At 46.3% G+C, this 23,794-nt stretch carries 22 protein-coding genes; 8 read left to right on the forward strand and 14 right to left on the reverse strand.

Translation table 11 applies throughout. The annotated features are described in order from the left end of the window. Positions 1–8 precede the first annotated feature (8 nt). Both clpX and QUA20_RS13870 read left to right on the forward strand, forming a co-directional pair. Positions 9–1,352, forward strand: coding sequence for an ATP-dependent protease ATP-binding subunit ClpX (clpX, locus tag QUA20_RS13865; protein WP_333045252.1), 1,344 nt, complete (start codon positions 9–11; stop codon positions 1,350–1,352). A gap of 26 nt (positions 1,353–1,378) precedes the next feature. Further along, positions 1,379–2,137, forward strand: a complete 759-nt coding sequence (locus tag QUA20_RS13870; RefSeq protein ID WP_333189389.1) for a GNAT family N-acetyltransferase — start codon at positions 1,379–1,381, stop codon at positions 2,135–2,137. Between the two features lie 2 nt (positions 2,138–2,139). Here the strand turns inward: QUA20_RS13870 and QUA20_RS13875 are convergent, their stop codons facing one another. Then, on the reverse strand, positions 2,140–4,197 hold the full coding sequence (locus tag QUA20_RS13875; protein WP_333189391.1) for a DNA polymerase III subunit gamma/tau: 2,058 nt from the start codon (positions 4,195–4,197) through the stop codon (positions 2,140–2,142). Positions 4,198–4,735: 538 nt separating this feature from the next. Between QUA20_RS13875 and QUA20_RS13880 the strand changes: the two genes are divergently transcribed. After that, a complete protein-coding gene (locus tag QUA20_RS13880) occupies positions 4,736–5,647 on the forward strand; it encodes a hypothetical protein (RefSeq protein ID WP_333189393.1) in 912 nt (303 codons plus the stop codon). Between the two features lie 17 nt (positions 5,648–5,664). On the opposite strand, the gene QUA20_RS13885 is transcribed toward QUA20_RS13880, so the two are convergent. From QUA20_RS13885 to QUA20_RS13900, 4 genes are all read right to left on the reverse strand, one after another. Further along, positions 5,665–6,387 (reverse strand): DevA family ABC transporter ATP-binding protein, encoded by a 723-nt coding sequence (locus tag QUA20_RS13885; protein ID WP_333189395.1) that lies wholly within the window; start codon positions 6,385–6,387, stop codon positions 5,665–5,667. Positions 6,388–6,472: 85 nt separating this feature from the next. After that, entirely contained in the window at positions 6,473–7,633 is a 1,161-nt protein-coding gene (gene devC, locus QUA20_RS13890) for an ABC transporter permease DevC (RefSeq protein WP_333189396.1), read from the reverse strand. A 174-nt stretch (positions 7,634–7,807) separates the two neighbouring features. After that, on the reverse strand, positions 7,808–9,451 hold the full coding sequence (locus tag QUA20_RS13895; RefSeq protein ID WP_333189397.1) for an HlyD family efflux transporter periplasmic adaptor subunit: 1,644 nt from the start codon (positions 9,449–9,451) through the stop codon (positions 7,808–7,810). A 71-nt stretch (positions 9,452–9,522) separates the two neighbouring features. Further along, positions 9,523–10,260, reverse strand: coding sequence for a phycocyanobilin:ferredoxin oxidoreductase (locus tag QUA20_RS13900; protein ID WP_172188005.1), 738 nt, complete (start codon positions 10,258–10,260; stop codon positions 9,523–9,525). Between the two features lie 128 nt (positions 10,261–10,388). Here QUA20_RS13900 and tatA point away from each other — a divergent pair, with 128 nt between their 5' ends. Then, positions 10,389–10,586, forward strand: a complete 198-nt coding sequence (gene tatA / locus QUA20_RS13905) for a twin-arginine translocase TatA/TatE family subunit (protein WP_333189399.1) — start codon at positions 10,389–10,391, stop codon at positions 10,584–10,586. A gap of 468 nt (positions 10,587–11,054) precedes the next feature. Here tatA and panB read toward each other — a convergent pair whose 3' ends face one another. From panB to QUA20_RS13940, 7 genes are all read right to left on the reverse strand, one after another. Then, entirely contained in the window at positions 11,055–11,831 is a 777-nt protein-coding gene (gene panB, locus QUA20_RS13910; protein ID WP_333189400.1) for a 3-methyl-2-oxobutanoate hydroxymethyltransferase, read from the reverse strand. A 154-nt stretch (positions 11,832–11,985) separates the two neighbouring features. Continuing rightward, positions 11,986–12,402, reverse strand: a complete 417-nt coding sequence (locus QUA20_RS13915) for an aspartyl protease family protein (protein WP_333189401.1) — start codon at positions 12,400–12,402, stop codon at positions 11,986–11,988. 119 nt (positions 12,403–12,521) lie between these two features. Next, the gene (locus QUA20_RS13920; RefSeq protein ID WP_333189402.1) at positions 12,522–14,195 is read right to left on the reverse strand and encodes a tetratricopeptide repeat protein; all 1,674 of its coding nucleotides are present in this window, start codon (positions 14,193–14,195) and stop codon (positions 12,522–12,524) included. Between the two features lie 259 nt (positions 14,196–14,454). Next, positions 14,455–15,744: an ATP-binding protein gene (locus QUA20_RS13925; RefSeq protein WP_333189403.1), complete on the reverse strand. Its 1,290-nt coding sequence runs from the start codon at positions 15,742–15,744 to the stop codon at positions 14,455–14,457. A gap of 141 nt (positions 15,745–15,885) precedes the next feature. Next, positions 15,886–16,716 carry a hypothetical protein gene (locus tag QUA20_RS13930; protein WP_333189404.1) on the reverse strand — a complete coding sequence of 277 codons (831 nt, stop codon included), beginning with the start codon at positions 16,714–16,716 and terminating at the stop codon, positions 15,886–15,888. A gap of 45 nt (positions 16,717–16,761) precedes the next feature. After that, positions 16,762–17,196 carry a hypothetical protein gene (locus tag QUA20_RS13935; protein WP_333189405.1) on the reverse strand — a complete coding sequence of 145 codons (435 nt, stop codon included), beginning with the start codon at positions 17,194–17,196 and terminating at the stop codon, positions 16,762–16,764. Between the two features lie 64 nt (positions 17,197–17,260). Next, on the reverse strand, positions 17,261–19,018 hold the full coding sequence (locus QUA20_RS13940) for a serine/threonine-protein kinase (protein WP_333189406.1): 1,758 nt from the start codon (positions 19,016–19,018) through the stop codon (positions 17,261–17,263). A gap of 640 nt (positions 19,019–19,658) precedes the next feature. Between QUA20_RS13940 and QUA20_RS13945 the strand changes: the two genes are divergently transcribed. The 3 genes from QUA20_RS13945 to QUA20_RS13955 all read left to right on the forward strand — a co-directional run bounded on the left by QUA20_RS13945 (position 19,659) and on the right by QUA20_RS13955 (position 22,018). Then, positions 19,659–21,089 carry a form I ribulose bisphosphate carboxylase large subunit gene (locus tag QUA20_RS13945; RefSeq protein WP_172187991.1) on the forward strand — a complete coding sequence of 477 codons (1,431 nt, stop codon included), beginning with the start codon at positions 19,659–19,661 and terminating at the stop codon, positions 21,087–21,089. Positions 21,090–21,226: 137 nt separating this feature from the next. After that, on the forward strand, positions 21,227–21,637 hold the full coding sequence (rcbX, locus tag QUA20_RS13950; RefSeq protein WP_172187990.1) for a RuBisCO chaperone RbcX: 411 nt from the start codon (positions 21,227–21,229) through the stop codon (positions 21,635–21,637). 45 nt (positions 21,638–21,682) lie between these two features. Further along, on the forward strand, positions 21,683–22,018 hold the full coding sequence (locus QUA20_RS13955; protein ID WP_172187989.1) for a ribulose bisphosphate carboxylase small subunit: 336 nt from the start codon (positions 21,683–21,685) through the stop codon (positions 22,016–22,018). Positions 22,019–22,140: 122 nt separating this feature from the next. On the opposite strand, the gene QUA20_RS13960 is transcribed toward QUA20_RS13955, so the two are convergent. Continuing rightward, a complete protein-coding gene (locus QUA20_RS13960; protein WP_445304674.1) occupies positions 22,141–22,308 on the reverse strand; it encodes a hypothetical protein in 168 nt (55 codons plus the stop codon). A gap of 72 nt (positions 22,309–22,380) precedes the next feature. Between QUA20_RS13960 and QUA20_RS13965 the strand changes: the two genes are divergently transcribed. Continuing rightward, positions 22,381–23,092, forward strand: a protein-coding gene (locus QUA20_RS13965) for an IS1 family transposase (RefSeq protein ID WP_445304675.1) whose coding sequence is annotated in 2 segments (ribosomal slippage) — positions 22,381–22,407 and positions 22,409–23,092 — 711 coding nt in all. Because the reading frame shifts where the segments join, the coding sequence is not laid out codon by codon here. A gap of 60 nt (positions 23,093–23,152) precedes the next feature. On the opposite strand, the gene QUA20_RS13970 is transcribed toward QUA20_RS13965, so the two are convergent. Beyond that, positions 23,153–23,650 (reverse strand): restriction endonuclease subunit R, encoded by a 498-nt coding sequence (locus tag QUA20_RS13970; RefSeq protein ID WP_333189408.1) that lies wholly within the window; start codon positions 23,648–23,650, stop codon positions 23,153–23,155. Between the last annotated feature and the right edge of the window lie 144 nt (positions 23,651–23,794).

Consider the following 23,794-nt stretch of genomic DNA (forward strand, 5'->3'; position numbering starts at 1 on the left):
AGGCTGTTATGTCTAAGTACGACTCCCATCTAAAATGTTCGTTTTGTGGCAAGTCTCAAGAGCAAGTACGCAAGTTGATCGCAGGGCCCGGGGTGTATATCTGCGACGAATGCGTGGACTTGTGCAATGAAATTTTAGATGAGGAGTTGTTTGATTCGAGTGCAGTGCCTGCTGCAGCGGTGGCCCCGAAGCAGGAAACGACGCAAAAGCGCCGCGCTACTTCGGGCAAAAGTATGTCGATGAGCCAAATTCCGAAGCCGAGGGAAATTAAAAATTACCTCGACGAAAACGCGATCGGGCAAGATGAGGCGAAAAAGGTGCTCTCGGTGGCAGTTTACAACCACTACAAGCGCCTGAGCTTTATCCATGCAAAAAATAGCGGCAAGCACCCGCCGGAAGAAGTAGAACTGCAAAAATCGAATATTTTGTTAATTGGGCCGACGGGTTGCGGCAAAACTCTGCTGGCTCAGACTTTGGCGGATATGCTAGACGTGCCGTTTGCGGTGGCTGACGCGACGACGCTGACGGAAGCGGGCTATGTCGGGGAAGATGTGGAAAATATTTTGCTGCGGCTGCTGCAAGTGGCAGATATGGACGTGGAAGAGGCGCAGCGCGGAATTATTTATATTGATGAAATTGACAAAATAGCCCGCAAGAGCGAAAACCCTTCGATTACGCGGGATGTGTCTGGGGAAGGCGTGCAGCAGGCGCTGCTGAAAATGCTGGAGGGGACGATCGCCAATGTACCTCCCCAAGGCGGCCGCAAGCATCCCTATCAAGACTGCATCCAAATTGATACCAGCAATATCATGTTTATTTGCGGCGGCGCTTTTGTCGGTCTAGAGAAAGTGATAGAGCAGAGAACGGGTAAAAAGTCAATGGGTTTTATTCAGCCCGGAGAAGCTCAGCCGAAGGAAAAGCGGGCTGCTGATGTACTCAAGCAACTGGAACCGGATGATTTGGTGAAGTTTGGGATGATTCCTGAGTTTATTGGGCGGGTGCCGGTGGCGGCGGTGTTAGAGCCGCTGGATGAGGAAACGCTGATGGCGATTTTGACTGAGCCGCGCAATGCTTTGGTTAAGCAGTATCAAAAGCTGCTGAAGATGGATAATGTGCAGTTGGACTTTAAGCCGGATGCGATTCGGGCGATCGCCCAGGAGGCATACCGCCGCAAAACTGGAGCGCGGGCGCTGCGGGGAATTGTCGAAGAATTGATGTTGGATGTGATGTACGAGTTGCCGTCGCGCAAGGATGTTGCCCGGTGTACGATTACTAAGGAAATGGTCGAGAAGCGATCGACCGCCGAGTTGTTGGTACTTCCGTCTTCGCTGCCCAAGCCAGAGTCAGCTTAAGAGCAAGGTTTTCAGCACAGCCACTTATGGAATCTCGCATTCAATCATACCTGCGCTTTGCGGCGAGCCAGCAGCGCGACACCGAGCTGATCGGGCCGTTCCTCGCTACCTTCAGTCGCCACAGCGCCAACCCTTATCTCAACTATGCGATTCCCGACGACGACGCCGCACCCTCGCTCGCTGATGTCAACGCCCTAATCGCTGCGTACTCTGTGCGCGGGCGAAAGCCGCGTTTGGAGTATGTCGCGAAACTAGCGCCTGCTGTCGAAGAAACCCTGATATCCGCCGGTTTCACCGTTGAGGGACGCTTGCCGCTGATGACTTGCACTCCCGGTTCCGAGAAATTGCTTCCCCTCCCCCCAGACATCGAACTAATTGTGCCAGTTTCCGAAGCCGAGCTCCTCGGTACAGCCGCGGTGCAACACGAGGCTTTCACAGAGGCTGCACCAAGCCCTGAAGACGTTGACAGTCTTCGGAAAAGTCTGGCAGCAGGCAGCATCGCGGTACTCGCCCGCGTAGCAGCAACGGGCGAACCTGCGGGGGCTGGAATGTTTACTGTGCCGGCAAATCAGACGACAGAAATCGCCGGTATCGGCGTGCGCGTCCCTTTTCGCCGGCGGGGCATAGCAGGGGCCTTGACGGCCCGGCTGCTGCGAGAGGCTTTCGAGGCGGGTGTTGCGGTGGCGTTTCTGATGCCGGGACACGAGGAGGAATTCCGAGTTTACACCCGCGCTGGATTTTGTGCGATCGGGGAAATTTTGCACATTTCGCTGCCGCAAGCATAGATTTACCAATCTATAAAATCATCCTCATTTAACTCAGAAGATAACTCAGAAAAATCCGGTTCAGATTCCAATCTAAAAGTTTCCGACTCCCAAATCTCCAAGTCATCAGATAAATCGACTACTTCCCCGTCAAATATATCAGCCAACTTCCTAGCCGAATTTGCGACATCTCGCGCGTCATCACGCACCGCTACAGCCTGAGCGTTAGAGTCATTTTGAGAGTCTGTAGAGGCGTTTGCGGGCGATCGCGATTCAGAAATTGCCGGCACATTAACCGCAGTATTTTCAGGCGCTGGCGGGTGTTTTTGTTCTTCTCCACCATTCCCCAAAAAATCATCTGTAATCTCAGAACCTGCCGAGTTCTGCACCTGTTGGCCCGCATTATTGGGAGGATTAGAATTTCTGGGATTTTCGCCAACACGTCCGTTAGAGTTTGGCAAATTATTGGCGCGGGAACTATTACTTTCACCGGGATTTGTCAAGCCCACTTTTACTGTTACTCGACGGTTAAAAACTTGCACAAAAGCTTCTTCTATATTAGCTACTTTGTCTTTAACCATATTGAGCAACGGCTGCGAACTAATCTTAACATGAGCAGTATTATTGCTAAAAATTACTAGCTGTCCGTGTTGGCGAAGCAGCGATTGAGTGCCGTGCGGTCGCACGCGGTCAAGTATCTGTTCCCACACTCGATTTAAATCGATTTCATCGGCTGAATTAGTCGGTGAATAATTTGTTTGATTCGTTTCAGCAGTTGGTACAGGTGCGGGAATTTGTGCAGGAGGTGCGATTTCTTTTGGATTAGCCACAGGCGGCGGCTGAGGTGGAGGATTTTGCGAATTGGGAACTGATGATTGTTCAATATTAGATGTCTGGTTCTCACCCTTGCTAAGGGGGGGTTGGGGGGGGTGAATTTGTGATGGAGCAACATTTTTCGCTGGTTCGGCTGCCGGTTGCTGCTGAGTTCTAATTGCTGAGGGCAGCAATCCCAACAGCGTTACTTCCAGCCACAAACGCGGCTGAGTAGTGTTTTTAATTTGCACTTCGTGGGTTTGCAAATGTTTCTGACCTGCCAAAATCAACTCGGCATTCCAATCGCGGGCAAAATTGCAAAGTTTTTCCCAAGTTGCAGATGTTAAAGCTACTAAATCCGATCGCTTTGGTGCAGTTTTGGCTATTAGCAAATCTCGGTAAAAGCTCGCGAGACTTTGCAGCACGATTAGCGGTTCCCGACCGCGATCCATGAGGTGGCGGGTCATGTCTATTAATGCTGTAGCGTTATCTGTATCAATAGCTTGCAGCAAATCCATTAAATCATTTTCAGGGACTGCACCGACTAGATCCCAAACTTTTTCGACTGTTACTTGACCGGGAAATAAGCTCAGTTGGTCTAGCAAACTTTCGGCATCTCGCAGACCTCCTTGGGCCATTTGAGCGACCATTTGTACTGCATCACTGGCAATATTGATATTTTCTAATTGGGCAATTTTGTGCAAGTGAGCAATCATTGCTTCGAGGGGGATGCGGCGGAAGTCGAACTTTTGGCAACGAGAAATAATAGTTGGTAATACTCTTTGTGGGTCGGTTGTTGCGAGGACAAATACAACGCGGTCTGGCGGTTCTTCTAATGTTTTTAATAAAGCATTAAATGCCTGGGTACTGAGCATATGAACTTCGTCTATTACATATACTTTATAGCGGCACTGTACGGGAGAAAATTGAGATCGTTCGATTAAATCCCGAATGTTATCTACTCCCGTGTTGCTGGCGGCGTCAATTTCGATGACATCTAGCGTCGAACCTCGGGCAATTTCTTGGCAAACGTTGCATTTGCCGCAGGGTGTCGGGGTGGGGGCAACCGTAGAAATACAGTTGAGAGATTTGGCGAAAATTCTGGCACTGGAGGTTTTACCGGTGCCTCTGGGGCCGGTGAATAGATATGCTGGTGCTATGCGCTCTTGCAGGATGGCGCTGGTGAGGGTTTGGGCGATCGCCTCTTGACCGACTAATTCGGCAAATGTCTGAGGGCGATATTTGTGGTGTAGGGGTTCGTAAGTCACGATCGAATATGGGTGGTATTAGCTGTAATCTTAGCTAAGGAGACGTTGTTCGATCGCACCACAGCTCGACTTTCACAGCAAGCCGCCCGGTGGGCTTGCAAGGCGGGAGCGAGCGCACAGTAGGAATTAGCACCCTCCCAACGTCCGCGCCTCGATCGTCCGGGCGATCGACTGTTCTCCTTGATGTTTTCTGCTGTTCGCTCCCAGAGTTACTATTAATTTATGTGTATTTCTTTTTATTTTGCTAGAAACGGAGACCGCCGAACAAACATTTTTTTTCGCTCTATTGGTATAATATATTACAGACAATTCACCATTTCTTTTTGCCACTGCCAGCGCAGGATTTTCCGAGATTTCGGAAACCTGCTTGCTATTAAAGATAAAGTATTAATTAGAGGGTGCGTGCTCCAGTTGCAGAAATCCAGTTGTACCAAGATGATGGTGGAATGATGTCAATGTTGGTTGATCGAGTTGCACTACCAGCTCTACTCTGGAGTCCTGTATAAATATAGCGTCAAATTTTACCCTTTAAAAGCCCATGTCAACCCAAATAATCCTTGTAGAACCAAGGTTGGCAGTAGCCTCTCCCAAACCTAAACAGGCTAAACCCGGACATCCGTCCTCAGACCAACTCTTCATGGGAGCCTCGGGATTACTGTTGTTATTGCTTATCGGTTTAGCGGTGTTTACCAAGCTAAAACTCGGCGATTTGAGCAAAAAGCTCAAATTTGAGGAGTTTAGAAATCGAGAACTCCAGAAAAAATACAAAATGGCTCTGGAAACAATCTCAAAAATGGAAAAGAATCCCGACCTTATCCACTCCCGAGACTTTAATTTAGACTACCTGAGAATGCGGATGGCGGAAGAAGTTTTTCACTTTGGCATTGTGAACCAGATCAAGCAAAAAGTCAAAGACAAAATTAGTATTGCCCTACGTCCGACGCAGAGTGCGGTGGGAGAGAAAAACGGGTCGGCGGGCACCGGCAGGCAAGTGGATTCGATGTTTGATATCGAATACGAAACTGGCGATCCCGCAGTAAAAATAGAAAAACGAGTGCTGTTTCGGATTCAAATTAAGCTGATGAAACTGCCGACTCAGGCAACATCGGCGACAATTAATCAAATTATTGACTGTTTGGAAACTTATCTGAGTCCTTCTGACGACCACGACAGTTGGCAGCCGACAATTCAAGGTCGCATCGTTCATATTGAGTGGGATCAAAAAGCCAAGCCGACGCCGATGTTGGTGCTGGAACAGTCGAATGAAGGGGTGAATGTTACCTTTAGGACTACGAGAACGCCTGCAGGCCGACCTGCAAATGACCTTGAGAGGCAGTTGACAGGAGCGAAAGGCCAAAAAAACGGCAAAAGTAGTTCTAAAACTTCAGCCAAAGGTGCAACAAAAAGTCCTGCTAAGGTAGGAGGAAAGCGTCCCAGTTCTCGCAAATAAGTTTAGGTTGATTAATTTTATTTTTCCGAAAGAACGCCTGTGGCAGCGGCTGTTGATGTATCTTGTGCGAGGTAGCCGTCTTCCATGTGAATAATGCGATCGGCTATGTCTAAAATGCGGTTGTCGTGGGTGACCAGCAAAATAGTGCAGTGCTGTTCTTTGGCCAAACCTCGCATAATTTCTACCACATCTCGACCTGATTTACTATCTAGGGCTGCTGTGGGTTCGTCCGCTAATACTAATTTCGGCTGGCTGACTAATGCCCGGGCGATCGCAACTCTTTGTTTCTGTCCGCCAGAAAGACTGTCCGGGTAATAATCTATTCTTTCTCCCAAGCCTACAGCTTCCAGCATTCCCTCTATTTTATCATTAGTTTCTTGACGAGAAAGATGGCTGTGCAGTTCTAAAGACATTTGCACGTTTTGCCTAGCTGTCAAGCATTTGAGCAAATTGTGAGCTTGGAAAATATAGCCGATGTCGCGCCGGACTTTAACTAATTTATTTTTCCCGGTTCCCCGCAATTCTTGGTCGAGAATTTTAAGACTACCTTCTTGGATCGATCGCAAAGCTCCAATCAAGGTTAACAATGTTGTTTTACCAGATCCCGAAGGTCCAGTCATCAGTACGATTTCGCCCGGATAAATTTCGAGGTTGATGTCAAATAATGTCTGTTTGCGAAGTTGTCCTTCCCCAAAGGAATGATTGAGATTTTTAATTGAGACAACTGGTAAAGTATTCATTAGTAATTTGTAGCTGTTAATTCATAATTGGTAATTGGTATTTCCTTCTTCCTTCTTTCTTTCTTCTTTCTTCCTTCTTCCTTCCTTAAAAAATATCTGCTGGGTCAGCCGCCTGCAACTTCCTAACTGCGATCGCCCCCGACACAGAACACATGATAACTGTCATTGTAAACACAGTTACAACTTTTCCCAAACTCATGTACATCGGTAAACTCGTAGCAGTTCTAGCTAAACCGTATAGCACCACAGAAATCCCAAGTCCTGGCAGATAACCAAGGATTGCCAAAATTAAAGCCTCTTGAAAAACCACACTCAAAAAGTAACCGTCTTTATATCCCATCGCCTTTAACGTAGCGTATTCTGGCAAATGGTCATTAACATCAGTATAGAGAATTTGATAGACAATCACGATTCCAACGATAAACCCCATTGTCGCGCCGAGAGTAAAAATAAATCCGATCGCCGTGCTTTCTTCCCAATATTTTCTCTCAAAAGCTACAAACTCTTCTTGAGAAGCAATTGTCACGTCTTGCGGTAAACTTGCCCTCATTTTTGCAATCACAGCCTTGACATCCGTTCCCGGCTGCAAGTGAACAATTCCGACATCAATTAAACCTCTACTTCTTCTACTATGAAAAATCCGCAGAAAGTTCAAATCGCTAGTAATAATATTGCCATCAGCACCGAAAGATGCTCCTAAAGTAAATAACCCCTCTACAGTAACGCGGCGGTTATCTATTTCAGTTGCCACAGGCTTTCCCTGGTTAAAATATTCTGCTACTGGACCAAACTCCGGGCGCGAGGCTCGATCGAATAAAACAACATCGGGAAGTTTGATTTTGTCTAAATTATCTTTGACTTCCGGCATTTCAAAGATGGGATGACTGGGGTCAAAACCGATTACCATCAGTTGGCGGGTATTGCTTTTGTCTGGGGCGGGATTTTTCCACAAACCAAAGCCTAAATATACCGGGCTAATTCCTGTAACGCTATTAAAACTCAAAGCTTGATACAAACGCCGCTGGGGAAAACTTTTCATGGCTATTAAAGCCGTTGACTGGGTGCTGGTGATGAAAATATCGCCTTTTAGCTGTGCATGAAAGCTGACGGAACTTTCAAATAGTGCATCTCTAAATCCGAACTGTATAAACATCAGCAAGTCGGCGAAGCCAATGCCGGCTAGCGCGATTACTAAGCGCATTTTTTCGCGGGTTAACTGTGCCCAAGCTAGCGGTATTTTTGCCATAATCCTCCGATTTTAGATTTGAGATTTTGGGTTGGGGATTGAATAATTTTAGGAATTAAGCACGGGTGTTGAGAAACGGGTTTTTTTTACCCTTATATTTGATTCAAACCCTTAATCTCGGTAAAAAAACCCGGTTTCTTGAGTCCCCATGCGTAAGTCCTGTAAACGTAAAATTTAGATATTTATTTTAACTTCAACCTGTAAGTTTGTTAGGGCTGCAACTTTCTTGCTCGATTCGGGATCGAGCCGAATTCTTACTTCGACCACTCTAGCATCGGTGTCGGCTGCGGGGTCTGTATTGAGGACATCTTTTTTGCCGATTTGTTTGCCGATGCGATCGACTGTGCCTTCCAAAGTGCCTCCAAATACCGGGCTGGTGACGGTAGCGCGCTGACCGTTTCGCACTTTGGCGATGTCGGTTTCGTAAATTTCTGCTATGGCGTACATTTGATCGGTGCCGCCTAGTTCTACGATGCCGTCTTGAGTGTTGACACCTTCTCCTTGTCGGCTGTGAACTTTGAGGATGTAGCCGGATACGGGTGCTTTGACGTAACTTAAGTTTAAGTCTACTTGAGCTTTTTGTTTAGTGGCGATCGCACTTTCAATGGCGGCTTGGGCGGCTTGCACGTCTTCGGGACGGACTTCGGCAATTTGGTCGAGATTTGCTTTGGCTTGATTGATTTGTTCTTGGCCGGTTTCTGCTTTTTGTTTGAGTATTGCTTCGGCTTGATTGATTTGTTCTCTACCAGTTTCTATCTTTTGATTTAAAGTGGCTCTAGCTTGGTTAATTTCCTGCCTGCCAGTTTCTAACTTGCGTCGGAGATTGGCTCGGGATTGATTGATTTCCTGCTTGCCTGTTTCTACTGTTTGTTTGACTGTCGCTTTTGTTTCGACTATTTGCTCTTGCAGTGTTTGCACTGTTTTTTCTAATACAGCTTGAGCTTCTTTGACTTTGTGGCGAGCCGTATCTACTGCTAAGCGTTTGGTGTCGTAGGCGGAAGCAGAAATTGCGCCTGTTTCTGAGAGTTCTTTATTGCGTCGTTCCTCGGCTTCGGCGTTGGTTAATTCGGCTTTTAGCCGATCGACTGTAGCGTTTTGAGAGGCAATTTCGCCCCGCAATTGAGCTTCTAACCTAGCCAATTTGGATTGCTGCACCTCTGTTTCTCTTTCTAGTTGTGCCTCAAATTTGGCAAGATTAGCTTGTTCGGCTTCGGTTTCTCTTTGCAGCGCGGCCTCGAATTTGGCGACGTTAGCTTGTTCGGCTTCGGTTTCTCTCCGCAGTTGAGCTTCTAATCGGGCGATATTGGCTGATTCGCCTTCGGTTTCTCTTTGCACTTGTGCTTCAAACTTGGCAACTTCTGCTTTTTGAGCGCCGACAACGCCGGTTTTCGCGCCTGCTTGAATTTTCGCTAATTCTGCTTGTTTGACTTTGATTTCTTTGTCGGCTTGTTGGAGGATTGCTTGGAGCCGATCGCGCGTATCGAGAACTGCTATGATTTGTCCTTGAATAACTCGATCGCCCTCTTCCACCTGCAAGAGTTCAATTCTTGCTCCCTCCGACGCCGAAGGAGCCGACAATTTGATAACTTCCCCCTGCGGAGTCAACCTACCCAAAGCTGTGACGCTGGTGCGGGTGGCGACGGGAGTTGCAGCAGCCGTTGCAGCCGCTGCCTTTAACTCTTCGGCTTTTCTAATTTGAGATACTTGCCAAAAACCGACTCCTGTGGTAATGATAGTGGCAGCGATCGCTAAACCGATAACTCCTCGCCCTGGGGGTTTTAAAAATGATTTATCCTTGACCCGTGATTCCTTTCCCATGACTTATAAAGTAGGTGATTTCCTCATTAAGTTTTGCCCACCTACTATGAAGTAGTGTAAACCAATTTCAGCTATTTAGGAAAATCAAACAGCACCTCAGTCATGTAATGTTCGGCCCAATCTTGACCGAAAGCTTTTTCGAGTACGCGGCGGGTTTTGTCGTTTTGCTGCTGCTGGCTGCAGTAGTAAATATGAGCGTCGAGAATTTTCGATTCTTCGGCCGCAGAGACTGGTTCAGAGGCGACTGCCTGTTGGCAGTGAATTTCCACGTAGGATTCAACTATGTCCAGAAATCTGTTTTCTTCTTCCATCGACTCTGGCCGCACAAACAGACAAAATTCTGAGAAAATATCCCCCCATTCTGGAATTTGGCGGGGAGAAGAAAATTGGTTGACCGGCAAAATTTCCAGTTGAGTTCGGTAGGTTTCCGACAAAGTTCGCTCTCGATTGAGGGGAGAAAGGTCTGCGATCGCGGCGCTAACTTGACCTTTGCCTGCTACTATATCCGTACCGAACATCGGCAAAGCATAATTCGGTCTGGGAAACATCACGCAGTGCAGTATGTCAAGTACCGGCCCGACTTTAGCGAGTTCGAGGTGTATTTTGCGGAACTGGGGCGTTTGATAGCAGCGGTTTTCAATGATCAGTTTTTCTCCTTCCAAGCGCCCTTCTACGTATCCCAACTCAGCGGGCAGGTGGTAGGGTTCCAGGTCTAGATAGCGGTGCCATACTGCTTCCATCCGGTCTGCTAAATTGCGGATGAGGTAGTGCTGTTGTTCGCGGAGGGAAGGCTGGGATATTTCTAACATTCCTATTTATCGGGGGATAGCTTAATAAAACTTGATTCTACTGTTGCAGGATGCAGGAAAAAAGGTAGATACTTTAACAATATCAGTAGATTGACTTACGATCGAGCAAGTTTTACAGGAGATTTTGTATGTTTGGTCTGGGATTGCCCGAAATGGGCATTATTGCGGTAGTCGCTATTCTAATTTTTGGCCCCAAGAAAATTCCTGAGTTGGGAAATGCTTTGGGCAAAACGCTGCGGAGTTTCAAGGAAGGGGTAGGTCTAGGTGATGATGAATCGGTCCCGAAGGAGAAGGAGAATGAGCAAGAGGGTCAGCCGAAGGTGTAAATTAGGTTTGTAGTGAGGAACTTATACCGAATCCGGGTTAGAAATCCGCGCTCTGACTCAGCGGTTGAAATTGATAGTACCCAAACTTTTTCCCCTCTCTTGGAGACTAACAAATAAAGGGGGTATTTAAGCCAGATTTGGTATGAAGTCTGCGGTTGAAACCGCTCCTCAACAAAGTTTCGTTCCTCTCTAAAAGATTAAGAAATAAGGCGTGTTTAAGGCCATTTTGGTATTAAGTGTGGGGTTGAAACGCTCCTCAACAAATTTTATTTCCTCTCCAAAAGGCTAAGAAATAAAGGGGTATTTAAGCCACATTTAATATTAAGCTGTACAGGACTTAATTTTGACTGTCCTATTTCTTGAAACTATCGTGTGGGGGCAGTAAAACGCGCCCCACAAGTTAAATATAAATGCCGCAACAGCTTAGTTTGAGCGAGTTTTATGAGGGCTGAAGCCCTCACTACGAATTTATTCTATAAATTTTTGTTCTCTAACTTCGAGGGAATAATCTTTGACAGCTTGGGTAATCGTTTCTCGCAAATTGGCGTAAGCTTTCGCAAAAGGCGGCTGTTTTTCAGAAAGTCCCAACAAATCGGAAGTAACTAAAACTTGACCGTCGCAGTGCGGCCCGGCCCCGATACCAATGGTAGGTATAGTTAATTTTTGGGAAATTTGAGCCGCTAAGTCTGAGGGAATGTGTTCTAAGACGATCGCAAAAGCACCGGCTTCTTGAAGCGCGATCGACTCTGCTATGATGCGATCGGCTGCTTGGGCCGTTTTTCCTTGTTTTTTATAACCGAGTTGGTGTACCGACTGCGGAGTTAAACCGACGTGTCCCATCACCGGAATTCCGGCGGATGTCAGTTGCAAAACTGTGGCGGCCATTGCTGGATATCCACCTTCTAATTTTACAGCTTGAGCCCCTGTTTCTTTCAAAACTCTCCCGGCCGAGTGCATGGCTTGCTGCGGACTTTCTTGGTATGTCAAAAACGGCAAATCGACAACAATTAATGCTTGTTCAACTCCGCGGCGCACAGCTTTAGCGTGGTGCAGCATTTCATCCAGAGTTAGCGGTAGCGTAGTTTCGTAGCCTAAGACTGTCATGGCGAGGGAATCGCCGACTAGGATGATATCTACGCCTGCTCGATCGATGAGTTGGGCGATCGCATAATCATAACCTGTCAGGGCAACAATTGACCGCCCTTGTTGTTTCCACTGAATTAATTGATGAGTAGTGACTGACATTTTAGTGCAAAAATATAATATTATTTCTGGGTATTACTAATGATATCAAATCCGGGTTCCATACTCGTCGATCATTCGGAGCTTGAAATCGCTTCTTGTCAAACCAAGTCCGAGCAGAGGGGGACTAAGAGTAAGAGGCGAAAATTATCGGGTTTTATACCCGAATATAACTTTGGTGTCCCTCGGCCGGCAAAACAATCAACTGCTGATTTTTCAAGTCCGGTTCTAAACCCAAATCTTCGAGGGGAATTAAGCCGAGTAAAGGTTCTTCTCCGGCGGGAATTTCTACACAATCATACCTGCCTTCTCGTCCAGCTACGGCAAGAGTGACATCTTTGAACAGACGAAATTTTCTGGTTCCTATTGCCGTATGTCCGTCGATTTCACCTAGCATTGGCAAACCCAACTGACTGATAATATCTGCTGGTAAGCAGAGTCGAGTTGCTCCTGTATCGACTAAGACGTTATCGATGGTGATAGAGCGTATTTGCTCTGCGGAGATGAACCCTCTTTCTCCCAGAATTTCATCGATGTGATTGGTGACGGTTATTGTTGCGGTGACTCTGCCCATTTTTTTGTCCTTTTGTTTTGCTATAGAATGTTTACGTTACTTTTCGACTAAATAATCTATAATCTAGGCTGCATATTGTACATTTTAACAATATTTGTAACTAAGAGCGATATTTTTATTTATTCCTGAAGTTCTGCTAATAACAGTTCCCCGAAAGGATGTTTTTGCAATTGCTCAAATGTCAAATGTCCTTTACTTATTCCTTCACGCCACAGCCCAACATAATTTCCCCAAACTATGAGAACATGAGGATGATTTTCTGACAATTTTCTGCGAATAATTTCCACAGCTTGCAAAAACAGCGACTCCGCTTCCGAGTACCTACCTTGGGATTGATAAAGTCCGGCTAAATTGTTGAGGTGAGTAGCTAAACTGGGATGGTCTTCAGGAAGCGATCGCCTGTCTATTTCCACAGCTTGCAAATACAGCGGTTCCGCTTCCGAGTACCTTCCTTGGGATTTATAAAATAGGGCTAAATTGTTGAGGTGAGTAGCTAAATCGGGATGGTCTTCAGGAAGCGATCGCCTGTGTATTTCCCCAGCTTGCAAATACAGCGGTTCCGCTTCCGAGTACCTTCCTTGGGATTGATAAAGTTCGGCTAAATTATTGAGGTGATTAGCTAAAATGGGATGGTCTTCAGGAAGCGATCGCCTGTGTATTTCCCCAGCTTGCAAAAACAGCGGTTCCGCTTCCGAGTACCTGCCTTGGGATTTATAAAGTCCGGCTAAATTGTTGAGGTGAGTAGCTAAAATGGGATGGTCTTCAGGAAGCGATCGCCTACCTATTTCCAATGCTTGCAAAAACAGCGGTTCCGCTTCCGAGTACCTTCCTTGGGATTTATAAAGTGCGGCTAAATTGTTGAGGTGAGTAGCTAAACTGGGATGGTCTTCAGGAAGCGAGCGCCTGTCTATTTCCACAGCTTGCAAATACAGCGGTTCCGCTTCCGAGTACCTGCCCTGGGATTCATAAAGTCCGGCGAGGTAATTTAAGCTACTTGATAATTCCAGTTCCACATCTAACTCTTGCTGAAGGGCGATCGCCTTTTTAAAACAGTCGATAGCCAATTCATACTCTTGCTGAAAGTTTTCGCACTCTCCCGACTCTATCCTTCTGTGATAAATCTTCCCCATACTGGCATAAAGACTTGCCAAACTGGGGTCTTCGAGTCCTTTTTTCTGTTCGGTTCGCGCGATTAAATCCTGCAAATCTTCCAGCGGAATCAAACTCGGCGGTTCGCGATCGTCCTCTTCAACTAGGGATCGAAACGGTTCAAATTCAGTTTTGGGAACAGCCGCCGTTTTTTTCGTATCAAAGCGAAACACACCTTTCCGCCAACTCCAAAAATCAGGAGACTCATTACTAATCAGAATTTCAATTTGTCGCGTCACCCACAAGACAATCGAAAACGGAAACTCCCGCATTGCTTCCCGCGTCCATTGCAAATAGCCAAAAAACACTTCTTGTTCCGATCGAATTTCGCCAAATTGTTTAAAAAACCGCAGCTTTTCCACACCCGTCACCGTGATAACGGCTTTTCCCCGCTGCTGCAAATATGCTTCTTGTTCGACTAAATTGGCGATCGCCGATCGCAAACTCGGTTCACCCCTCGCCAATTCTACGCGATAGCGGCGGATATCCGGTTCGAGTTCTGCTTCATAATTGGAAATTAGGCGATCGCGACAGTCGCTATCATCGCAAACAGCGATTAGCAAGTTGAGAATATCTTTACCCGCTTCAATTGACACGAGTAAATCTTCATAATTATCTGGGTTTTGACTGTTGAGATTCGACATAATTGCTTGTCATTGGTATCGAAGTCTCGATCCCCCTAAATCCCCCTTAATAAGGGGGACTTTGAGAATACTCTTGTCCCCCCCTTATTAAGGGGGACTTTGAGAATACTCTTGTCCCCCCCTTATTAAGGGGGGTTAGGGGGGATCGACTTTGGACTCAGACATTACCTTAGTCGGCGTAGGCCGACTTTGTTTGTGTAGCAACGGTTTCAACCGCCGTTTTAACGCCAAGTTTAATTGTTGAGTATAAAAGAAATTATTAACGCGGAAAATCATCTCGCTGCTTTAACAATTCTAGCACGATCGGGTGAATGTCGTACCACAAAACAGCATTGCGATACTCCAAAACATACAACCCGTGCAGCAAGTCCAAAAACCCTTGTGCTTTCGGATCGGCAGGTTTAAAATCTCTGTAAGTTGCAATCAACATCTCATAATCAGTCGTTCCCAAACGGGTATCGAAATCGATCCGCAATTTATTAATCGCTTCCTCAAACACCTCAGCATTAATTTTAACCTCAGCTTCAGGATTCCGCCGCACCAACCGCAAACAAATGCGGCAGCATTCGTTTGCAATTCTAATCAATTCTCGCAATACTCCACCGCTGTATGCGACAATGCGATCGAGTGTTTCCGGTTCGATCAATTCGCTTCCCAAGCGTTTAGCTAAAATCTCTTTCAATCTCGCCGCCGGTTCCGCCATTGCAACAGCACCAGCATTTCGGCTTTCGCCGCGTTTAAACAGCTTTGTGACTGGCATGAACACGATTTGATCGTTAGTCTCCGTTTCCACGGTAGCGGCTAAAGAGACATCTCGCAGCGCGGAAATAGGAGTCGTTAAAATCATCCTAAAATTCGGCAAAAACAGCGCTTTAATATGTTCTTGATAAACTTGGCGAACGACACCTAAATCCAACTTGTCCAGGTCATCGATCACTACAATTACGTCTTTTTTCGCGCCTTCTCGAACTACGGCAGCGATCTCGTTAATTGTCGCCACCAAATCAGAAACTTTGCGAATAAATTCTTGTTTGATTTCTTCACGAATCGTCGCATCAGCTTTTAACTTGCCTGTAATCATCTTAAACAAGTTAAAACCGACCGATCCGCTGGCGCCCAATTCGTCAATTTTTGTTTTAGTTTTAGTGGCAAACCAGTTATAAAATGATTCTTTAATTGATTCTTTGATGGGAATTTGCTGTTTTTCGGCTGCATCCATCAACTGAACTGCGATCGCAAACAAGATATTGATATGATTGACATCCGACATTTCAATCAAGTCGGAAATTGAGAAAAAGACGGTAAAATAGCGATCGTCCATCTGGCGGCAAAACTCCGCCAACAGTGTAGACTTGCCGCAACCGCGATGTCCGCTAAAAATAATTTTCCCCCTACCGGAAGGGTCATCTTCTACTAATTGCTCTAATTGTTCGAGGACTTCCGTCCCGTATTCTACTCGGAAGTTTTCCACTTCTTTCGGAGTTATCAGCGGCGATAACTCCATATTTGCATAGGCTGTCCGAAAAGATTCTAGTAATATTTTTGACATGGGACTCTGAGGCTATTATTTAATCTTATGGATGATTATAAGCTTTCTAGCACCTAAATTGTAGATTTTTGGGCAGGTAAGATGCCCACCCCACAATAGTTTTTTTGTGTCCGTAGATATCCCGGATTTTTTACCGATCGGTCATTTGGGTGCTGTCCCCGATCGAACTGGCGATCGCAAATCTTGCGTCAAATTCCAACATCCATTGCGATGCTCAAAAATATAAGCACCGGGTTCTCCATAAGTGCGGATCAGATCGCCATTGTTATCTTCTGCTTCCATATCTATACCAAACTCGGCTTTCACATAATCTACGCGGAATGTTCGGCGATCGATCTTTTTGACATTTATCTTCAGTTTATTGTTCAGTTGCTCGCGGAGGCTAAGTTTTTTTGTCGAAGAGTCCACATAGATGTACGAATAGTCGATTAAGCCAATTCTAAAATCATCGTAGTTTTGCTTACCGATCACCTTTAAAAGCTTGCTGGGATTTTGATAATCTCGGATTTGGATATCCGACCAAGTATAGGTATTGCGTATCTCTTTGTTTTGATAGTCGTAGCCTCTAACAAAGTCCTCGAAAAAGCTTCGGTATTCCTCTAGCGAACACGATACAGGCGCCGATTTTCTCGGACTCTCGATTTGCGAGACTTTGACATTTGCGATCGAATGTCGATCGGCACTAACATCGTTTTGGTTTGTCCAAAAGTCAGGGATCGCATTGTGGCGTTGCAAAATTGCGGGATGATTTTGATTGTTTTGTGGGATGGGCGTCCCGCCCGTCCGCTGTATTTTCAAAGCAGGCGGGACGCCTACCCCACAAGAATCACCCTCAAATTTTGCAACGCCTGCATTCGAGATTGCTACAGATTCCTGTGCTGTTTTGGCAGCATTTGAAGCTTTCGTAGAAAAGCCGGCACAGACTGCAATTAATGCTAGCAGCAACAGAGCCATCATCTTTCTGTAATTCATGCAGATTTGTCCTCCATCAATGCTTCAATGTGATGCGATCGAATCTCACAGTCCACAATTAGAAATAAACATCTCGCGTCGAATTGCTAACCATTCATTGCTGCTGGCTTTATCACCTATACTAATTTGCTGCCCTGTCGTTTGAGGATGACGGCTATAAAAAATTATATCTGCAAGGCGATCGTAGGTTTGCTCGTATGTTTCGCCGTTAATTACTGTGAATTCCCATCCTATATCTCCTGGTTCGGGCCTATTGCAGACTTCTTGTGCGGGCTTAACTCGCGGATCGATTTCTGCGCGTAATCTCTGCCATTCATTTATATAGTTGCGATCGCCCGCTTGCAGTTTGCGATTGTTGAGTTCAGGATTAACCTTGTAGAACAAGAAATCGGTTAATCTATCAACGGTTCGATCGCGCGATTCGGCATTTGCTAGATGGGCACCACCGAGCACAAGGGCGATCGCGAGAGTACAAACCATTGAAAATCTTGAGACTGGTTTAATTGACAGCGACTTGATTAGCATACTGATTTGGTATTTATTTTTACCGCCAACCCAACCACCTTAACAGCGGCACAATTAAATAATGACTCACTCCCAAACAAAGCCCGATCGCACTTCCCAACAAACCAAAAAACACAATTGAACCCCAAATTTGCAGCCAGCCTAATGTAGCGTTAGACAGTGACAAAATCCCCAAGAAACTCCCCGGAAAAATGTTCCAAGCATTCAGAAACAGAAACATTCCCGTAGAGAAAACAGCCACTACCAAAGCGTGAACTAATTGATGGCTGCGCAAACCCATTCCCACAGTCAGAGAGGCGATCGCAAAAGCTCCCAAAATAACCCCCTGCACGCCGCTAGAAGCTGTTGCTTCCATCCAGCACAAACCCGCCAACAAATAGCCCTGAGCTCCCATCAATCCAGACAGCCAATACTGTTTTTGCTGGCGAAAACTCCCCGCATCCGTCAAACCGATCGCAGTTCCCAACCCCGCAAATCCAAACAGCAGCACTTCCGGCCCGACAGCGAAAGTCATATTAGGAATTAATTGGTGCAAACCTTCATTCAGAAAACTGGCAATTTCCGGGCCAAGAGGCGAAGCATAGCCCAAAACCAAACCGCCGATCGCCCCCGCACTTCCACCAACCCCACCGAGCACCATTTCCCAGCCGGTATCCAGAGAAGCTACCACCATTTGGGCGATCGCGCCGAACAGCAAAACCGTCAAACTTGCCGTTTTTTGCGCCCCCGCCACCACTACTTGCCGGCAGAATTCTAAAATAGCTTGACCTGCAGGGGCGATCGCGATTTTGCCCTTACTCCTAGCATAAATCTCCTGCAAACGCGCCCGAACATCCTGGGCCGTCGCCGGACGCTGCTGCACGTTCGATCGCACCATATCGTCCAACAAATTCGCCAAAGCCGGACTCACAGATACAATGTGGCGCCACCGCAACTCTCCCGTCATCGGATCTTCAATTTCCGCCGGATACTTCCCCGTCAGCAAGTGAATGCAAGTCCGCCCCAGCGCATAAAAATCCGTCGCCGGCACGACACCGCCTCCCACAATTTGTTCCGGCGGACTGTACCCGGGCGAAATCAACCGCGTCGAACTCGGAGAATCTTTCCCCACCCGTTCGACACCGCCCATTTGTTTAACTCCCCCAAAGTCGATCGCCACCAATTGCAGTCCGCCCAAACCCTTGCTCAGCAAAACTTGGGGCGATTCCGGGTCTCGCAGCATCAAATTTGAGGGTTTAATGTCGCGGTGAATAATTTGACACCTGTGCAATTCCTCTAAAATTTGCACAGCTTGACTCAGCCAACTAAACACCCATTCCTGCGGACAGCCCTGAGGGTGTTCGTCGAGAACCTCTTCTAAAGTTTTGCCGTGAATCTTTTCCATTACCAAACAAGGCAGCCGCTTCGCAGCAGGATTTCCCTCGCCGCCTGCAAAATTTTGGGTTTGGACGTGAAAATAACCGTCAGGATCGACTCTAGGGACGCCCGGGTGTCGCAAAAGTGCCAAAACCCAAGCTTCTTGCTCGAACAGTTTCAGCGCTTTCGGGGCAGTTTCGAGCAACACTTTCAGGACGCGCTCGGTTTGAGTTTCTGTGTCCCAAACTGTGAAAATCGCTGCAAAACCCCCGGAACCGAGGCTTTGTAGAGGCACGTAGCGATTTTTTAGCCGCAGCGGAGCCCCGCAACTATGACAAAAATTGTTGCCCCAAGTCTGAGGGTAGGGCCTTGGGCAATCTGGATTGATGCAGTGGACGGCTTTTGAAGGGGGGTGAGGCACAACCAGAGTAAAAATGGGGCTAAATATCCATAGTAGACTTACGCGCTGCTAAGGCAGAAACCAGGTTTTCAGCGAGGTTAAATTGCTGTAACGACGGATTTGGTTTGAGAAACAAGCTTGCTGCACAAGTCCTGTCCATATTATGTGCTATGCTGTCGATTTTTGAGTTGGCGGTCTGAGAGTCAATCGATTTTAGATTTTAGATTTTAGATTTTAGATTTTAAATTGCTACATACTAAATTGTAGTTGAGATCGATCGGGCGATCGATCTCAACTGCCAACCACAGCTTTAGGTATTTCTAACTAATTTCCGTTGACTCATTACCCATTACCAATTCTGATTTTTAAGTATTAAATTCTTTACATAAACAGTATTTATCCGCTGTTCGGCTCGCTGCACAATATATTTCGATCGAGCGAAATTCCTCTTCCGGCTCTGCGATCCCCAGCCTTTCCTCCTGCATCCTTGGTCGCTTACATTCTATAAGATATGTTACAAATATTTTCCTAATGTAAAGCAAAATAAATAATACTTATGATGATTAAAAGAATATTAAAATTCCAGAGTGCCAGTTTATTGATATATTTTTAACAGCCTGCGATCGGGCAAAAAAATTAAGCGAATACTAGGAAGCGAGATATGGCTTACGCGCAAACCCAAACTCAATCAAAGGCTGGGTATAAAGCCGGAGTTCAAGACTATAAACTAACGTATTACACGCCGGACTACACGCCGAAAGATACAGATATTTTGGCTGCTTTCCGCGTCACACCGCAGCCGGGAGTTCCCCCAGAAGAAGCTGGAGCTGCTGTGGCTGCTGAATCTTCTACAGGTACATGGACGACTGTTTGGACTGACCTCCTGACCGACCTCGACCGCTACAAAGGTCGCTGCTACGACATCGAGCCAGTTCCCGGCGAAGACAACCAATACATCTGCTTCATTGCTTATCCTTTGGATTTGTTTGAAGAAGGTTCCGTCACCAACTTGCTGACCTCTTTGGTCGGTAACGTTTTCGGTTTCAAAGCCCTGCGCGCTCTGCGGTTGGAAGATTTGCGGGTTCCCATTGCTTACCTGAAAACCTTCCAAGGCCCTCCTCACGGTATTACCGTTGAGCGGGACAAATTGAACAAGTACGGCCGTCCTTTGCTGGGCTGTACAATTAAGCCCAAATTGGGTCTGTCTGCTAAGAACTACGGCCGTGCCGTTTACGAAGTTCTGCGCGGCGGTTTGGACTTCACCAAAGACGACGAAAACATCAACTCGCAACCGTTCATGCGCTGGCGCGATCGTTTCTTGTTCGTTCAAGAAGCTATTGAAAAAGCTCAAGCAGAAACCGGCGAAGTCAAGGGTCACTACCTCAACGTAACTGCCCCCACCTGCGAAGAAATGATGGAGCGGGCTGAGTTCGCTAAGGAAATCAAAACCCCCATCATCATGCACGACTACCTAACCGGTGGTTTCACTGCAAACACCACCTTGGCCAAATGGTGCCGCCGCAACGGTATCTTGCTGCACATTCACCGCGCCATGCACGCCGTGATTGACCGTCAGAAAAACCACGGTATCCACTTCCGCGTGCTTGCCAAGTGCTTGCGGATGTCCGGCGGCGACCACCTGCACTCCGGTACAGTTGTGGGCAAACTCGAAGGCGAAAAAGGCATCACGATGGGCTTCGTAGACTTGATGCGCGAAGACCACATCGAAGAAGACCGCAGCCGCGGTATTTACTTCACCCAAGATTGGGCCTCCATGCCCGGTGTCATGCCGGTTGCTTCTGGCGGTATCCACATCTGGCACATGCCGGCTTTGGTGGAAATCTTCGGCGACGACTCCTGCTTGCAGTTCGGCGGCGGCACCTTGGGCCACCCTTGGGGCAACGCACCTGGTGCAACTGCTAACCGCGTTGCATTGGAAGCTTGCGTCCAAGCTCGTAACGAAGGCCGCAACTTGATGCGCGAAGGCGGCGACGTGATCCGCGAAGCTTGCAAATGGTCTCCTGAACTGGCTGTTGCTTGCGAACTCTGGAAAGAAATCAAGTTTGAGTTTGAGGCAATGGATACGGTTTGATGATTTTGGGTTTGAGATTTTAGGTTTTAGGTCGCAAACTTGCTGGGAAGTCTTTATCTTTGAAGAAGATTTACCAGTAAGTTTGCATCCAAAATCTAAAATCCAAAATCTAAAATTTGAGGGAGCTGGGGTCAAAAATGGATCTCAAACAAGTTGCGAAAGACACCGCTAAGGTGCTGGCAAGTTACCTAACCTATCAATCCGTGCGGATGGTGGTCGCTCAGTTGAGCGAAACAAATCCTCCTCTGGCAATCTGGTTGAACGACTTTTCCACTAAGGCCAAAATCCAAGATGGAGAAGCTTACATTCAAGAGTTGCTGAGGGAAAATCAAGATTTAGGATTTCGGATCATGACTGTGCGAGAGTATCTGGCTCACGATGTGACAGAATATTTGCCAGAAATGGTTTCTACTGGCATTCAACAGGCGAATATGGAACACAGACGCCAGCATTTAGAGCGAACTACGCAACTTAATTGGTCTGTTTCTAGCAGTAATCCTGAAACATCAATAGATTCTGAACCGAATCTGGATAATTTGTCGAGTTAATCGATCGACAAGTGCGATCGAACACACACCTTAGAGATACAAAAAATGAAGACTTTACCTAAAGAGCGTCGTTACGAAACTCTGTCCTATTTGCCCCCGCTGAATGACGCCCAAATTGCCAAGCAACTCCAGTACATCCTGGATCAAGGCTACATTCCCGGCGTAGAATTCAACGAAACCTCTGCTGCTGAAATGCGCTACTGGACTTTGTGGAAGTTGCCTTTGTTTGGTGCTCGCAGCGTCAAAGAAATCATGTCTGAAATTCAAGCTTGCCGCCAAGAAAATCCGACGTGCTACATCCGCGTCATGGGTTTTGACAACGTGAAGCAGTGCCAAGTGCTGAGCTTCATCGTCCACAAGCCTAACACCAGAGGCTACTAAAAAGTATTGGCTGGCTAATCTAAATTTCAGGTTAACAGTCATTGCAGATTAGAGGCGGGGAATTTTCCCTGCCTCTTTTTTTATGTTTGTACTAAGGACTTTAATCCTTCTTCTTCCTTTTGCTATAGCTTACAAATAGCTTTTAAAACTTGCAGCAACAAAATTGAAGGTTCAGGCTCCATCAAAGTCAGAAAGGGCATTAGCTGATAGGTTGGGGGATTTCCTCTGCGGATATTGACAAACTGATAAAACTCTCCGCTAGTTGCCAATCCCCAAACAGGTAGTGCCATGAAGGAAAGGATGGAGTAAACTTAAGCTACTATTAGAGAGAAGTGTTTGCCATTGGTGATCTGACAGTAGAAATTAATTCTTGCCCCAATTGTGGCGAGGGAAGAAGTTAGTCGTAACGGTCAGACTCGGCATGGTAAACAAAACTACAAATGTCGAGAATGTGGTCGTCAATTTGTTCTCAATCCCGCGTGGAAAGCTATTACGAAAGAGCAACAGGAGTTAATGCAGCGGATGCTACTTGAACGTATTTCTCAAGCCGGAATTGCTCGTGTATTACAAGTGTCAGAAGATACAGTGCAGCGGTACGTAAATGCCCGAGCTGTTGTTGTTAAGAAGCGAGTGGAGGTGAGTGACAAGCCAAAAAAGCGCCTGAATGTTCAGATGGATGAGTTATGGTCGTTTGTGGACAATAAAGGCAATCAGCAGTGGATCTGGCTTGCATTGGATGCCCAGACTAGGGAAATTGTTGGTGTACATATTGGAGATCGTAGCGCAGTATCAGCTCTTGCCTTATGGAATTCCCTGCCACCTGTTTACCGTCAATGTGCTGTAATTTATACTGACCATTGGAGTGCTTATGATTCTGTATTGCCCAGTAAACGTCATTATAGTGTAGACAAAGATAGTGGTTGTACCAGCTATATCGAGCGATTTAACTGCACCATTCGACAACGAGTATCTCGATTGGTGAGAAAGAGCTTATCCTTCTCTAAGAAAGTGGAAAATCATATTGCTGCAATTTGGAGTTTTGTGCATCATTATAATGCTAGTTTACAACTCTAGATGCCTAGTTTTTTTTTAATTCGGTTTGGTTTTATCATTTCCATCCTTTCCTTCAGGGCACTACCCCCAAACAGACTCTTGATATTCTAAACTTTTAGAGGCGTAAGTTAGAAGTTGGGGCAAACCAGCGCGGGGAGCAATTAGACTATTTTTAGATTCTATTACTAAAATCCAAAATGCTATATCAGCGGCAATTTGTTTCTCTTTATTGATTGCTAAAATGTCAAATCTGCCTGTAATCGTTGTGTCTTCATCTTCTATAGTTATGTTAGCAATGTCTTGTTCTAGACTCATCTTGATTGGGCGGCGGTAGAAGCCAGCCAATCGCATTAAGGGAAACGTAGTTAAAGCCTGTACCAGTCCTTCAGAGACTCTTTCCACTGAGAGGTATTCGCGAAAATCGTTGCGGATTTGGGCGAGTTCTAACTGTTCTATCTCTGTTAAGGATTCTAAGGATAAAAAATTTGTGTACGTGTCATTATTAAGCTGCTCTTGGAATTTCAAAAATTGACTTACTTCACCGAGCGTTATATTTTTGGCGTTAATAGTTGTTGTCATATTTTGAGAGGTATTTAAGTTTTAGTTATAATTATAACATAGAGATTGTGACAGTCAATTTGTACCATTCTTAGGAACAGGCAAGATGCCTGTTCCACGACATATTAAAGTTTTTGTGGGGCGGGCATCTTGCCCGCCCATGGA

Origin of the sequence: Microcoleus sp. Pol7_A1 (assembly GCF_036701085.1) — a bacterium.
Taxonomy (GTDB): Bacteria; Cyanobacteriota; Cyanobacteriia; order Cyanobacteriales; family Microcoleaceae; genus Microcoleus; species Microcoleus asticus.

Coding starts and splice junctions, on each gene's coding strand:
- QUA20_RS13895 (WP_333189397.1), bottom strand. CDS start 9,451: ATGGGAAAGGAATCACGGGTCAAGGATAAATCATTTTTAAAACCCCCA.
- panB (WP_333189400.1), bottom strand. CDS start 11,831: ATGTCAGTCACTACTCATCAATTAATTCAGTGGAAACAACAAGGGCGG.
- QUA20_RS13955 (WP_172187989.1), top strand. CDS start 21,683: ATGAAGACTTTACCTAAAGAGCGTCGTTACGAAACTCTGTCCTATTTG.
- QUA20_RS13885 (WP_333189395.1), bottom strand. CDS start 6,387: ATGAATACTTTACCAGTTGTCTCAATTAAAAATCTCAATCATTCCTTT.
- clpX (WP_333045252.1), top strand. CDS start 9: ATGTCTAAGTACGACTCCCATCTAAAATGTTCGTTTTGTGGCAAGTCT.
- QUA20_RS13960 (WP_445304674.1), bottom strand. CDS start 22,308: ATGGCACTACCTGTTTGGGGATTGGCAACTAGCGGAGAGTTTTATCAG.
- QUA20_RS13930 (WP_333189404.1), bottom strand. CDS start 16,716: ATGAATTACAGAAAGATGATGGCTCTGTTGCTGCTAGCATTAATTGCA.
- QUA20_RS13900 (WP_172188005.1), bottom strand. CDS start 10,260: ATGTTAGAAATATCCCAGCCTTCCCTCCGCGAACAACAGCACTACCTC.
- rcbX (WP_172187990.1), top strand. CDS start 21,227: ATGGATCTCAAACAAGTTGCGAAAGACACCGCTAAGGTGCTGGCAAGT.
- QUA20_RS13925 (WP_333189403.1), bottom strand. CDS start 15,744: ATGTCAAAAATATTACTAGAATCTTTTCGGACAGCCTATGCAAATATG.
- devC (WP_333189396.1), bottom strand. CDS start 7,633: ATGGCAAAAATACCGCTAGCTTGGGCACAGTTAACCCGCGAAAAAATG.
- QUA20_RS13880 (WP_333189393.1), top strand. CDS start 4,736: ATGTCAACCCAAATAATCCTTGTAGAACCAAGGTTGGCAGTAGCCTCT.
- QUA20_RS13870 (WP_333189389.1), top strand. CDS start 1,379: ATGGAATCTCGCATTCAATCATACCTGCGCTTTGCGGCGAGCCAGCAG.
- tatA (WP_333189399.1), top strand. CDS start 10,389: ATGTTTGGTCTGGGATTGCCCGAAATGGGCATTATTGCGGTAGTCGCT.
- QUA20_RS13935 (WP_333189405.1), bottom strand. CDS start 17,196: ATGGTTTGTACTCTCGCGATCGCCCTTGTGCTCGGTGGTGCCCATCTA.
- QUA20_RS13945 (WP_172187991.1), top strand. CDS start 19,659: ATGGCTTACGCGCAAACCCAAACTCAATCAAAGGCTGGGTATAAAGCC.
- QUA20_RS13920 (WP_333189402.1), bottom strand. CDS start 14,195: ATGTCGAATCTCAACAGTCAAAACCCAGATAATTATGAAGATTTACTC.
- QUA20_RS13970 (WP_333189408.1), bottom strand. CDS start 23,650: ATGACAACAACTATTAACGCCAAAAATATAACGCTCGGTGAAGTAAGT.
- QUA20_RS13915 (WP_333189401.1), bottom strand. CDS start 12,402: ATGGGCAGAGTCACCGCAACAATAACCGTCACCAATCACATCGATGAA.